Genomic DNA, 12770 nt, shown 5'->3' with positions numbered 1-12770 from the left:
TCGTGCACAGGGTTTATTTAAACGGACGATGGAGTAGCAGCACATGAAAGTTACAAACTATCAGAACGCCACGATCGACCCGTTCGGCAAGGGTCTCGGTATGGTGCCGGGTACGGGCATCCAGTTGCAGGACGCGTCGCGCCTGCAATGGAATCTGCTCGAAGAAGACGTGAGTCTGCCCGCCGCCGTGCTCTATTCCGATCGCATCGAACATAACCTGAAGTGGATGCAGGCATTCGTCGGCGAATACGGCGTGAAGCTCGCGCCGCACGGCAAGACGACCATGGCGCCGCAACTGTTTCGCCGTCAGCTCGACACGGGCGCATGGGGCATCACGCTCGCGACCGCGCATCAGGTGCGCGCGGCGTATCGCGGCGGCGTGCATCGCATCCTGATGGCAAATCAGCTCGTCGGCAAACGCAACATGGGCATGATCGCCGAGTTGCTCACCGATCCGAACTTCGAGTTCTTCTGTCTGGTCGATTCCGCCGATGGCGTCGATCAGCTCGGCGAATTCTTCAGTTCGGTGCGCAAGAAGCTGAACGTGCTGATCGAACTCGGCGTGCCGGGCGGACGCACGGGCGTGCGCGACGACGCGCAGCGCGATGCCGTGCTCGCTGCGATCGCGCGCTGGCCGGACACGATCGAGCTGGCGGGCATCGAGTTATACGAAGGCGTGCTGCAGGACGAAACGAAGGTGCGCGAGTTTCTGCAAAGCGCAGTCGATGTCACGCGCAAGCTGATCGCCGAAGGGAAAATCGCGCGCAAGCCCGCGATTCTCTCGGGCGCAGGGTCGGCGTGGTACGACGTCGTCGCCGATGAATTCGCCAAGGCCCACAGCAATGCGATCGAAGTCGTGCTGCGACCGGGCTGCTATCTGACGCACGACGTCGGCATCTACAAGAAAGCGCAAAACGAGATTTTCGCGCGCAATCCGATCGCGAAGAAGATGGGGCAAGGCCTGAAGCCGGCGTTGCAACTGTGGGCGTACGTGCAGTCGATTCCGGAGCCGGATCGCGTGATCATCGGGCTCGGCAAGCGCGATTCCGCGTTCGATGCAGGCATGCCGGAGCCGGCCAAGCATTATCGTCCGGGCAATGAGGCGCCGCGCGATATCGCGTCCGACGAAGGCTGGGAGATTTTCGGCCTGATGGATCAGCACGCGTACCTGCGCATCAAGCCGGGCGACGACGTGAAGGTCGGCGACATGATCGCGTTCGACATCTCGCATCCTTGCCTGACCTTCGACAAGTGGCGTCAGATTCTCGTCGTCGATCCGAAGTATCGCGTCACCGAAGTGATCGAAACGTTTTTCTAAGCTTTCTCTTCGACGGCGACCGCCTGCGACGCATTGGCGGCCGCCACTTCCTGAATGCGTCCCTCGAACATATGCAGCGCGCTCGACAAGGCTTCGATGGCCTCGTCGGGCAGCGACGCCATCGTGTCGTGCAGGAACGCATTGCGCCGCGGCAAGCCTTGTTCGGCGATCGCGCGCCCTTGCGCGGTCAGCGCGACATTCGACACGCGGTTGTCACGCGCATCGACGCTGCGCACGATCCAGCCGAGCCCTTCCAGCGTCTTCAGTTGCCGCGTCAGCGCGCCCGGGTCCACCTTCAGGCGCTCGACGAGTTTTTTCTGCGACAGCACGCCCGCGTGCTCGTGCAACGCGAGCAGGATGCGCCAGCGCGGCATCGGCTGGCCGACGGCCGCCTCGAACGCCGACATGAACGCGCGATACGTGCGTCCGAACTGCTGCACGACGGCGATACGGTCCTGTTCATTCATGCTTTCGATTTCCGTTGTCATTCGGCAAGAATCGTCGGTTCCTGCGGCCCTTTCAGTCGTACAGGCGGCACGCGGCGCGACTGCCACACCGACACCACCGCGACCAGCGCCGCCAGCGCAAGGCCAATGTGAATCGCCGCGACGAGCGCTTCGCGCGCGGCTTCGAGCAGCATCGCGCCGTCGTGGCCCGCGGACGTCAGCTGCGCGAGCAGCGCCCGCTGGCCGTCGCGATTGATGAGGATTTGCGGGTCGGAGAGATCGCCGGCCCAATGCAGCGCACGATCTTTTTCGAGCGCGAGATTCACGCCGCTCGCATAGAGATGGCTCACGAGCGTGCCGGTCAGCGCGGTGCCGATCATCCCGCCGATCATGCGCAGCGATTGCAGCAGCGCGGTGGCGATGCCGAGATGCGCGCGCCCCGCCGTCTGCTGCGCGAACACGGTGAGATTCGGCATCACGAAGCCGAGGCCGAGGCCGCCGAGCAGCATGATCACGAGCAGCAGCGCGCGCGGCATGTCATGCGTGGCGACGACCACGCCCAGACACGACACGGCGAGCAGCGAGAAGCCGATGTACAGCATCAGGTTGGCGTTCTTCAGACGCGTCACGATGCGCCCGTTGACGATACTGCCGATCGTGATGAACACGACGAGCGGCGTGATCATCATCCCCGCATCCTTCGGCGACATGCCGAATCCGCCCTGGAACAGCAGCGGCGCGTAGAACAGCAGCGAGAACATCGTGAAGCCGCCGAGAATCGCGAGCGTGAAGAGCGCGGCGAGCGCCTTGTTGCGGAACATGTCGACGGGCAGGATCGCGTAATCGCAGCGCATCTCCCATTTCCACAGCGCGAAACCGGCCGCGACGCTCATCGCGAGCAGCGCGGCGGTTTCCGCGCTGAAGCCGTGCTTCGGCAGCATTTCGACGAACAGTTGCAGCGCGCCGAGCGCCACCGCGATCAGCACGGCGCCGGGCCAGTCGAGCCGCATCTTGCCTTCGTGCGCGACGTGGCGCAGATGCGGCAGAAAGCGCCATACGAAAAAGAGCGACGCAATGCCCACGGGCAAGTTGACGTAGAACACCGAACGCCAGCCGTAGTATTGCGTGAGAATGCCGCCGAGCGACGGCCCGATCGCATTGGCGATGCCGAACGCGGAACTCATCAGCACTTGCCAGCGCAGGCGCACGACATTATCCGGAAAGAGATCGGCGATGCACGCGAACGCCGTGCCGACCAGCATTCCGCCGCCGATGCCCTGCAGCCCGCGCGCGAGAACGAGGAACATCATGCTGTTGGCGAGCCCGCACAGCACGGACGCGACGGTGAACACGACGATCGACGCGATCACGAACGGCTTGCGGCCGTAATAGTCGCCGAGCCGCCCGAAAATCGGCACGGTGATGACGGAAGTCAGAAGATACGACGTGGCGACCCACGCGTAGAGATCGAAACCCTTGAGTTCGGCGACGATCGTCGGCAGCGCGGTGCCGACCACCGTCTGATCGAGCGCGACGAGCATCGTGACGAACGAGACGCCCAGCATCGCCATGAGGGATTCGCGGAACGGCAGGACTTGTCCGCTGGAATGATGCGCGGCTGTGTGAACGGCCATCTTTGTGGGCGCAATAATTGACTAGTCAACGGAAAGGGAATCATAGCACGCTGCCGCGCTCTAATCTGGATGGCAAATCACTCTTCACCGGACAGAAAACATCGCATGGAACCGACGCCGATCATCACCTCGCCGCTCACGCCCGACGATTTCGCGGCGCTGGCGCGCGCGAAGGAATTGCTGGAAAGCCCGTCGCTGACGATGAAGCTCGCGAGCGTCGTCGGCGCGCCCATCGAAAAGCTGATGGGGCGCATGCCGTCCGTCGCGCAGGAAAAAGTCGACGAGGCGACGCAAATCGCGCTGAAAAAGTGCCTCCAGCTCGCGCTGCGCACCATCGGCAAGAGCGCGCCGTCGGACTCGCTGCTCGCGCCGCCGCCCGACAAGCCGCACAACCTGATGCACAAACTGGCGGTCGCGACGACCGGCGCGGCGGGCGGCGCGTTCGGGCTGTTCGCGCTGCCGGTCGAATTGCCGGTCACGACCACGCTGATGTTCCGCTCCATCTGCGACATCGCGCGCAGCGAGGGCGAGGACGTGCATCGCGTCGATACGCAACTGCAATGCATGATGGTGCTCGGCATGGGCGGCACCAAAGCCAGCGACGACAGCGCCGATATCGGCTATTTCATCGTGCGCAGTGCGCTCGCGCAGTCGGTGTCGCGCGCGACCAACGAGATCGCGGCGAAGGGTCTGAGCAGTCACGGATCGACCGCACTGCTCAAGTTTTTGCAGACGATCGCGTCGCGGTTCTCGGTGCAGGTCAGCGAGCAGGTCGCGGCGAAGTCGATTCCGGCGATCGGCGCGGTGCTCGGCGCGATGGTGAACACGGTGTTCATCGACCACTTTCAGCAGATGGCGCATGGCCACTTCACCGTGCGAAGGCTGGAGCGGCGCTATGGGGCATCGGCGGTCGAGCGTGCTTATCAGACGATCGAGGTGCTGGGCGGGCGATGAACAGCCGCATCGATGAATGTGGCGGCGCGCGCGAGCGCTTCGCGCGCTTCTGGCATGAACGGCGCCCAGATCTGGAAGATGTGCGGGACGTCGCGCCAGATGTCGAGTTCGACGCGCACGCCCGCCGCGCGCGCTTGCGCAGCCACGCGAGTGGAATCGTCGAGCAGCAGTTCCGTGTCGCCGACCTGGATCAGGAGCGGCGGCAAGCCATCGAATTCGCCGAACAGCGGCGATGCGTAGGGCGTGCGCGCGTCGGCGGTGCCGAGATACTGGGCGGCCACGCGCGGAAACACCGACGCGTGATACATCGGGTCACGCCCGTCGTTGGTCCGCATCGAGTCGCCGCCGCAGGTCAGATCTGTCCACGGCGAGAACAGAACCCCCGCCGCGGGTAGGGGGTCGCGGGCGTCGCGTAGCGCGAGGAGCGTCGCGAGCGCGAGACCGCCGCCGGCTGAATCGCCGGCAATCACGATCGATTGCGCAGGAACGCCGTCTCCCAGCAAGCGACGGTATGCGGCGACGCTGTCATCGAGCGCCGCAGGAAAGCGATGCTCGGGCGCAAGCCGATAGTCGAGCGAGAAGACGCGCGCATTCGCCGGCACGGCCAGACCGAACGTGATCGCCCGATGACTGTGCGGCGAGCAGAAGTAATAGCCTCCGCCATGCAGATACAGGATGGTTGCGCGGGGACTGGTCGGCGGCGTGAGCCATTCGCCGCGTAGTGGCCCATCGGCGCTCGAATTGCGGATATCGAGTCGCCAGCCTTTCGGCACACGCGGCGACCAGATTCGACGCGATGCGTATCTTCGTGCCAGCTCGACGTCCAGTTCGGATTCGGCCGAATGCGGACGCATGCGCCTGCGCACGACCCAGCACGCCAGGGTGCTTTGCCAGCTCATCGTCGAACTTGCGAGACGTCAGCCCGCGTCAATTCGATGGCATCACCTGACCGCGTATCTCGCCGGTCGGGTTCTCCTGCGTGTGAATATTGAAATACCACTGACCCGTCATGAGATCGTTGACCTGTTGATCGGTCAGCGTCGCTTGTCCTTTCATGGGGCTCGCGAGTGCTTTCTTGTCGACGGGTACTTGTGGCTTCGCGTTCTGGCCGACCGGCGCGGGACCGTGGAAATGCGCCATCGTCACCGGGCCGGAGAGTTCCGCGTAGGTCACGGTCCAGGCGAAGACTTTGGTGTCGGTGTCGAAGGTCGCGTCGAGTGCGCCGTGGCCTTTGCTTACGCGCGGAGGGACTTCGCTCGAAGGCTGGAGATTGGCTTTCAGCGCGACCGTGTCGGCGTAAGCTGCGCTCGCGGCAAGCATCATGAGGATCGGAACGGCCATCCAGCGGACATGTGGTCTGCATGTCGAGATCATTGTTGCTCTCCTGTTTGGCGGACAGGGCGTCGTCGGGACGATGGCCGCATCGTCATGGTAGAGCATCCGGATGGCGGGCGCTGTTCGCTATCCGGCGAACGAGCGCGCATGTGGAAAAGGGGCGCCTTGCGGCGCCCCTTCTCTAGCTAGCTAAAGCTCGGTACTGCTCTGAGCGCTTTAGAAGCGGTGACGGATACCCGTCGTCACGAGAACCTGACGGCTGCTCGAGGAAAAGTCGGGCGCGCCGCTGATAGCAGCCGGCAGGTACACACCCTCGCCACCGCCGCTGGCGATCTGCACCACACCTTCAGCATAGATGTCCGTGCGCTTGGACAGAGCGTAGTCCGTTTGCAAACCGAACTGGTGGAAGCGGATGCGACTCGAGTCGCCCGCATCGCTCAACTTGGCGTTCGTGAACGTGTAAGCAGCACCCAGCGAGACAGCCGGCGTCACAGCGTAGCGGCCGTTGATCTCGTAGTTGTTGACGACGTTCGAAGCCGAGTTGAACGTGTTGCTGTCCTGGCGGGTCTGCGTCCACAGCAGGCCGACCGTTGCCGGGCCGAATGCGTAGCTGCCGCCTGCGCCGAACGTACGTTGACGAACGTCGCTGAGGATAGCGTTGTTGTCGTCGAACTGTGCAACACCAGTGATAGCACCGACGCTATTGCTGCCGATGCCATTCGCCTGCATATACGCAGCGCCGAACTTCATGCCAGCGTTCGTGTAGCCCGCTCCAATGCTGTAAGCACGGTTCGCCGCAAAGCTGCCCGCGGCGTTCGAGAAGCCATACAGGCCGCTGAACGAAAAGCCAGCGTAGTTGGCGCTCTGGAACTTGATCGAGTTGTTTTCGCGGAATGCATCGCCGTTCAGGTTATCCAGATTGAACGGATGCGCGAAGTACGTTCCGCCCCAGGTTCCAGTCGCGCTCAGCGGGCCGAGGTAGTCGACCACGGAGTCGGCCTGGTGACCCAGCGTCACCGTGCCAGCGTTCGTCGACAGACCGACGTAAGCCTGACGGCTGAAGCCGCTACCGATCGAGCCGCCGTTCGCCACGCTGAAGCCGTTCTCCAACGTGAAGATCGCCTTCATGCCGCCGCCGAGATCTTCAGCGCCGCGCAGGCCCCAGCGGCTCATGTTGACGTTGCCGCTCGTGACGCCCCACGAGCTGTTCTTGAAGTGGTCCGAACCTTCCGGAGCCTGCACGTTGTTCACGTACGTCAGACCTGCGTCGACCAGACCATACAGCGTGACGCTGCTTTGCGCGCTGGCAGCGGTTGCGAACGATGCGGCCAGCGTAGCGATGGCCGTTACGATCAAATTCTTTTTCATGAGTGTTCCTTTCGTGGAGTCTTGGGACTCGTGGGTTGCTTCAGGCCGAACGCCTGTCGAGCGCGGATTTGCCTCTTCGCTCATGCGGCTCGGCACCGATATTCGGCAGGACAAAGTTTATTGCCCGCATTTTTTGAGAAACGGTCGAAAGAAACACAAAAGGCTTTTTGAATAAATCGAAAAGTGTATTTTCAATATGGATAAACGCTTAGGCTGCATGGACTTACGGATCACGTCGCCTGTGCTTTCCAGGTGCTTCGAAGGAGTCAGTTGCATCCATGCGACAGTGGTCACATTGAGACACGCGTGACGAATCAGAACACTCCCATTCCGGCCCCGCTAGTCCGGCGCTAGCATCGCGCACGCGAGAAGACAGTGCTGTTCTCGCCTTCTGCTCGCCTACACAATGCGTTCGCAAGACGCCTCTCACTTCGCTATTTCAATGAATCAATTCCAAGCGATGCGCGTCTTTCTGAAGGTGGCGGAATCCGAATCGTTCGGCCGCGCCGCCGCCGCGCTCGATCTGTCCAACGCCGTGGTCACGCGCTACGTCTCCCTGCTCGAAGCCCATCTCAATACGCGTCTGCTGAACCGCACGACAAGAAGCGTCTCTCTGACCGAAGCCGGCCGCGCCTATGCCGAAGGCTGCCGAGCGGTCATCGATCAGGTCGAGACCATCGAGGCATCGGTGGCCAACAGTTCGGTGGATCCATCGGGCACGCTGAAGCTCGTGGCGTCCGCGTCGTTTTCATTGCTCGGCCTCACGCCGATGTTGCGCGAATTTCGCGAGCGCTATGCAAACGTCAAGCTGCGCCTGACGCTTCTGCATCGTCCGGTCGATCTCGTTGCGGAAGGTTTCGATGTCGGCATCGTCGTGCCGCAACTAGTCAGTAGCGGCATGCTCATCAACCGCCCGCTGGTCAGCGTGGCGGCGGTGCTCGTCGCGTCGCCCGGATATCTTTCTCGACGCGGCACGCCCGCGCGTCCCGCCGCGCTGGCGCAACACGAGTTTCTTGCGCCGTCAGCGGACATTCACGGTTCGACGTGGTCCTTCATCGGACCTTCGGGCGTGCTGGAAAGCGTCGCGCTCGATCCCACCTACACCGTAAACAGTTCGCATATGTTGCGGCAGGCCGCGCTCGCCGAAATGGGCATCGCCGTGCTGCCCGAGAGCTATGTGGCGCAGGACATCGACACCGGCGCACTGTTGCGTCTGCTGCCGGGTTATTCACTCAAGGATGCACAGAAGGAAGTGTCGATCGTCTATCCGGGCCGCCGGCATGTGTCGGCCAAAACGCGCGCCTTCGTAGATTTCGCGCTGACCTATTTCCGCGAGCGCGGATCGGTCAACGCGAACCTCGCGCCGCCGGCTGAATAGGAACTGCGAACGCGGCGCCCGTTACGCCGCGTCACCCGATCAGAGAATCGTGGCGCACTGTTCCAGGATGCGCTCCAGGAGCTGTTCGCATCGCGCTATCAGCGCAAGTCCTTCGCGACGGCGGGCACCTCGCGTTTTCGTTGGCAGGTCCCGGCGAAAATCCTCCAGTGCACCAAGCAACGGTCGATACTGCAACACACTGGCCGCCCCGACAACTCGATGATGCCAATCGCGCAGATCATCCACCGTGCCACGATCGAGCAATCGGCGAAGCGCGGCGAGATCGTCCCGGAACGACGAGACAAACGCATCCAGCAACGCCTTCACCGTGGCTTCGCTGCCCCATAGTTGCGCCATCGCGCCCAGATCGAGCTCGTCATCCTCGCGCGGCGACACGGATTGGTCTTGCGGTGCGTGCGGAGCGGGAACAGTCGCGGCGCTGTCGGTCACCCACCAGCGGTGCAGATGCTCGCGCAAGGTGGCGAGCCGCGTCGGCTTCACGAGGCAATGATCCATGCCCGCCTCACGGCATCGGCGCAACTCGTCGGGTGCGGTGCTCGCCGTAATGCCGAGAATCGGCAGCCGACGTGCCGTGCCCGCCTCATCCGCGCGGATGCGACGCGCGAGCTCGTAACCCGTCATGTTCGGCATGTGGCAATCGGTGATCAGAAAGCCGTAGCGCGTATTCGCAAGCGCCGCGAGCGCCTCGACACCGTCATGCACGACATCGCAGGCGAAGCCGAGCAAAGAAAGCTGATGACGGATCAATTCCTGATTCACCGGGTGATCCTCGGCGACGAGTACGAGCTTGCCGCCGCGCAGTGCGTCGCCGCGATCGGGGGCCGCCATTTTCGTGTCGTGACTTAGCGCCACGCCGGACGCGATCTGCGGCATGCCGGTCAGCGCGGCGACGCATGCCGCGCCGAGTCCATGCCATGAAATCGGATTGACGCTCACGCGAATGTCGTCTTCGAGAATGCGGTAGCCGGTCGGCTTCGGCTTCTCGGTCACGTGAATCACACGCGAACCGAGCGGCACGGCGTTCTCATGCGTATCGCTCAGAAAGACGATCTGGACGTCTTCGAGCGATGTGGGTTCCGAGCGCGCGAGTTCGCAGGGCGCATAACGCTGCAACACGAGGCCGAGCGCCTCGCCATAATGCATGAGCGCCGCCGCCACGCGGTCGTCGTCGATCGCGACGATGCCGCGCTTGCCGCGCAATCCGTCGATTTGATAGTGCAGCGTCTCGATGGGCATCGCGAGACGCACGTTCATGGCCGTGCCGACACCGATCGCGCTCTCGAGACTCATCGTTCCGCCCATCAGTTCGACGAGACGATTACAGATGGTCAGCCCAAGCCCGGTGCCGCCGAAGCGGCGCGTCGTGGACGTTTCCGCCTGCACGAAGGGTTCGAAGAGGCTCTGCTGGGCCTCAGCCGCAATGCCGATGCCGGTATCCCTGACGCACAGTTCGATCACCTGCTCCGCGTCGCGCTGTTCCACTGCGCGAACGTGGAGGGCTACATCGCCCTTGATCGTGAACTTGATCGCGTTGCTCATCAGGTTGAAGATGACCTGCCTGAGACGCACGCTGTCGCCCCGCACCTGCGCAGCCACTTCCGGCGCCACGTCGACGCGTACGCGCAACCCCTTTTCATGCGCTCGTCCGGCAAGCAGGCCGATGGCGCTATCTACGAGCTCGCGCAGATCGATCGGCGTCGACTCGATCGTCAGGCGCCCGGCCTCGATCTTCGAATAGTCGAGGAGATCGTCCAGAATCTGCAGGAGCGCGCTCGCGGAATCCTGAATCATGCCGAGCATCTGGGATTGATCCGGATTCAGCGGCGTGTTCTCGAGCACTTCGACGAGGCCGAGAACGCCGTTCATCGGCGTGCGGATCTCATGGCTCATCATCGCCAGGAAATTGTCTTTCGCGCGCGAAGCAGCCTCGGCGGTATCGCGCGCGCGTGCGAGTTCTTCCGCGCGCGCGTGCTCCACGCTGGCGTCGGCCCAGTATCCGCTCCACACCACGCCGCCGTCGTCTTCGCGGTGCGCGACGAGATCGGCGCGAATCCAGCGCCTCACACCTTCGATGGTCGAACGGAACTCGGTATGAAGCGGTTCGAGCGTGCGCGCCGAGGTCTCGATTTCGGCGAGCAGACGCGCGCTGTCCTCGAGGTTGACGTGCGTCAACGCGTGAATCGGATCATCGGCCAGCGCGATGACATCGAGCCCGAGCAGTTGACGGGTGTCTCCATCGATATAAGGAAGGCTGTAGGTGCCATCGCTCGCGCGGCGCAACTGAAACACGACCGCGGGCAACGAACGCGTCACGTCGTGAAGGCGCCGCTCGGTCTGCCGCGCGCGGGTTTCGGCGTCGCGTATGTCGGTGATGTCGATCATCGTGCCGACGACGCCCGCGCGCTCGCCATTCGACGCGGTGAACGCGCCCGTCCAGAAAAGACCGCAGCGCGACAGATTCTGCTGGTCGCAGAATTCGGCTTCGACTTCCTGCCGCTGACCGGTGGTCAGCGTCGCGTGCGTCAGTTCGTGCAGCAGCCGGCTGTGCTCCGCGCCCCACGCCGTCACATCGAGACTCGTGCGGCCGAGAATGTCCTCGCGCCGCACGCCGAGCGCTTCCTCGAACGCGCGGTTCACCGCGATGTAGCGGTTCTCCATGTCCTTCGCGATGAGCGGGTACGGCACGACCTCCATCATCGTTTGCTGGAAACTGAGTTGCGTCGCGAGACGCTGTTCGGTTTCCACGCGCCGGTTCATTTCCTGTTGCAGGCGGATGAATGCGCGAAGGGTCACGAACAGCACGGCAGCAATGCCGATCAGCGCCGGCAAAAGGCGCAGCGCCGTGATGTTCCAGCCCGCGAAGCCCGGCGAAGTGGTCCTGGCGACGGCGGAGCCGGGCTCGGGGATTTGCGTGAACGCCCGCTTGATCAATTCATCGAGCGGGTGCAGTTCGGATTGCATGGCGTAGTTCAGGCGTCCGGGCGGACTGGAGGCCACGATCATGTCGATCTCGCCGCGCTGAAATGCGGTCGTCGCCTGGGTCCAGTCATCAAAGGGTTTCGGATCGAACGTGACGCCCAGCGACGCCTCGATTTTTTCGAGCACCACGCGTGGCGGTTCGAGCGACGCGTCCTCTGCCTGGCTTCCTTCGATTACGCCAACCGCGATCGGCTTCAATGCGCGTAAATAACTGCGCTCGGATTCGTCCAACCCGACGGTGGCCGTTTCGTGATGCGCGTCCGTGTGGACCTCGGCGGTGGCCGACGCAACGCCGGCGTGCATGCCGGGCGGAGCGGAATAGCAATAAGGTGGGGCGATGAGGCAGAGTAAAAGAAGACAACGCCCGAACAATGATCTCAATGCGAACCCCCTGTATGCGGGCCGACGCTTGCAACGACAGTCGCATCGCCGGCTGAGCAAGGCCGCGAGGACACTGGGTCGTCACATGTGACGCCGCCGTCCGCGCGCTTGGTGCTTGCCTGTCGAATGCAAAGGATTTGAGTCTGAACTGCAACAGATCAGGATCGAATCGGAACCGTCCCAATTTGCACAGAAAATAAGCATGCGCGGCCGTCGACGCAGGGTCAGACCAGACCGATCTGCCGCAGATAGGCGACCAGTTCGCCTTCGCTCTCGAGCCCCAGCTTGCGCATGCCGCTTCGCTTTTGTGTCGCGATGGTCTTGCGGCTTCGCCCGAAATGTTCGGCGATCTCATGCACCAGAAGGCCGCTGGCATAGAGCTGAAACACTTCCCACTCGCGCCGGCTCAACACGCCCGCTCGCGCCGGCGATGTGACCGGCAGATGACGCACCGCCGCCGCCACGCTCGGAGAAAGGAAGCAGCCACCCGCTTCGACCACGGATATCGCGTCGCCGAGGCATGCGAGACCGTCACGCTTGTCGATGACGCCGTCCACGCCAAGTTGAACGAGTCCCGCCAGCATGCGAGTCTGGGAAATCATCGTGAGCACGATGACTCTCGGTCTACGCTCCTGCCACGCCAGGCGCCTAAGAAATCCGATCGAACTGTTCTCGCCATCGATACCGCGCATGCCGATATCCGAAAAGACGAAATCGCATGGCGTGGTATCGAGCGCCTCGGCAAGTTCCAAGGTGTCGCGCGCAGTGGCCACGATTCGGACTGCCCCGTCACGCTCCAGAAAGCTTTGAATGCCTTTGACGACGACCGGATGGTCGTCGGCAACGATCGCCCTAAGCGGCGCTTTTTTTCTCATTTTTGTGCGTATTGTTGAGATTGTCCGGCACGCATCGGCCCTCTACGACCGTGCGTCGTCTCCTCCGGTTTTTGACCAACC

General features: G+C 63.0%; 10 protein-coding genes. 3 read left to right on the top strand and 7 right to left on the bottom strand.

All coding sequences use genetic code 11. The annotated features are described in order from the left end of the window. Positions 1-43 precede the first annotated feature (43 nt). Positions 44-1318 (top strand): amino acid deaminase, encoded by a 1275-nt coding sequence (locus NK8_RS01400; protein ID WP_162064815.1) that lies wholly within the window; start codon positions 44-46, stop codon positions 1316-1318. On the opposite strand, the gene NK8_RS01395 is transcribed toward NK8_RS01400, so the two are convergent. Together NK8_RS01395 and NK8_RS01390 are read right to left on the bottom strand one after the other, a co-directional pair. Continuing rightward, a complete protein-coding gene (locus NK8_RS01395) occupies positions 1315-1785 on the bottom strand; it encodes a MarR family winged helix-turn-helix transcriptional regulator (RefSeq protein ID WP_162064814.1) in 471 nt (156 codons plus the stop codon). The two genes, NK8_RS01400 and NK8_RS01395, sit on opposite strands and share 4 nt — an antisense overlap. 17 nt (positions 1786-1802) lie before the next feature. Beyond that, positions 1803-3398 (bottom strand): MFS transporter, encoded by a 1596-nt coding sequence (locus tag NK8_RS01390; protein ID WP_162064813.1) that lies wholly within the window; start codon positions 3396-3398, stop codon positions 1803-1805. Between the two features lie 105 nt (positions 3399-3503). Here NK8_RS01390 and NK8_RS01385 point away from each other — a divergent pair, with 105 nt between their 5' ends. Beyond that, the gene (locus tag NK8_RS01385; RefSeq protein WP_061172739.1) at positions 3504-4352 is read left to right on the top strand and encodes an EcsC family protein; all 849 of its coding nucleotides are present in this window, start codon (positions 3504-3506) and stop codon (positions 4350-4352) included. Here the strand turns inward: NK8_RS01385 and NK8_RS01380 are convergent. The 3 genes from NK8_RS01380 to NK8_RS01370 all read right to left on the bottom strand — a co-directional run bounded on the left by NK8_RS01380 (position 4322) and on the right by NK8_RS01370 (position 7055). Further along, positions 4322-5251 (bottom strand): alpha/beta hydrolase, encoded by a 930-nt coding sequence (locus tag NK8_RS01380; RefSeq protein ID WP_213226923.1) that lies wholly within the window; start codon positions 5249-5251, stop codon positions 4322-4324. The two genes, NK8_RS01385 and NK8_RS01380, sit on opposite strands and share 31 nt — an antisense overlap. Positions 5252-5279: 28 nt before the next feature. Next, positions 5280-5726: a CHRD domain-containing protein gene (locus NK8_RS01375; RefSeq protein WP_162064811.1), complete on the bottom strand. Its 447-nt coding sequence runs from the start codon at positions 5724-5726 to the stop codon at positions 5280-5282. A 177-nt stretch (positions 5727-5903) separates the two neighbouring features. Continuing rightward, a complete protein-coding gene (locus tag NK8_RS01370; protein ID WP_213228431.1) occupies positions 5904-7055 on the bottom strand; it encodes a porin in 1152 nt (383 codons plus the stop codon). A gap of 442 nt (positions 7056-7497) precedes the next feature. Between NK8_RS01370 and NK8_RS01365 the strand changes: the two genes are divergently transcribed. Beyond that, positions 7498-8433, top strand: coding sequence for a LysR family transcriptional regulator (locus NK8_RS01365; protein ID WP_213226921.1), 936 nt, complete (start codon positions 7498-7500; stop codon positions 8431-8433). A 39-nt stretch (positions 8434-8472) separates the two neighbouring features. Here the strand turns inward: NK8_RS01365 and NK8_RS01360 are convergent, their stop codons facing one another. Together NK8_RS01360 and NK8_RS01355 are read right to left on the bottom strand one after the other, a co-directional pair. Beyond that, positions 8473-11736: an ATP-binding protein gene (locus NK8_RS01360; protein ID WP_225936186.1), complete on the bottom strand. Its 3264-nt coding sequence runs from the start codon at positions 11734-11736 to the stop codon at positions 8473-8475. Between the two features lie 302 nt (positions 11737-12038). Continuing rightward, positions 12039-12689 carry a response regulator transcription factor gene (locus NK8_RS01355; protein WP_213226916.1) on the bottom strand — a complete coding sequence of 217 codons (651 nt, stop codon included), beginning with the start codon at positions 12687-12689 and terminating at the stop codon, positions 12039-12041. Positions 12690-12770 lie beyond the last annotated feature (81 nt).

The organism is Caballeronia sp. NK8 (genome assembly GCF_018408855.1).
Taxonomy (GTDB): Bacteria; Pseudomonadota; Gammaproteobacteria; order Burkholderiales; family Burkholderiaceae; genus Caballeronia.
The sequence above is the reverse complement of the archived record's forward strand: the minus strand, read 5'-3'. Positions and strand labels throughout refer to the sequence as shown.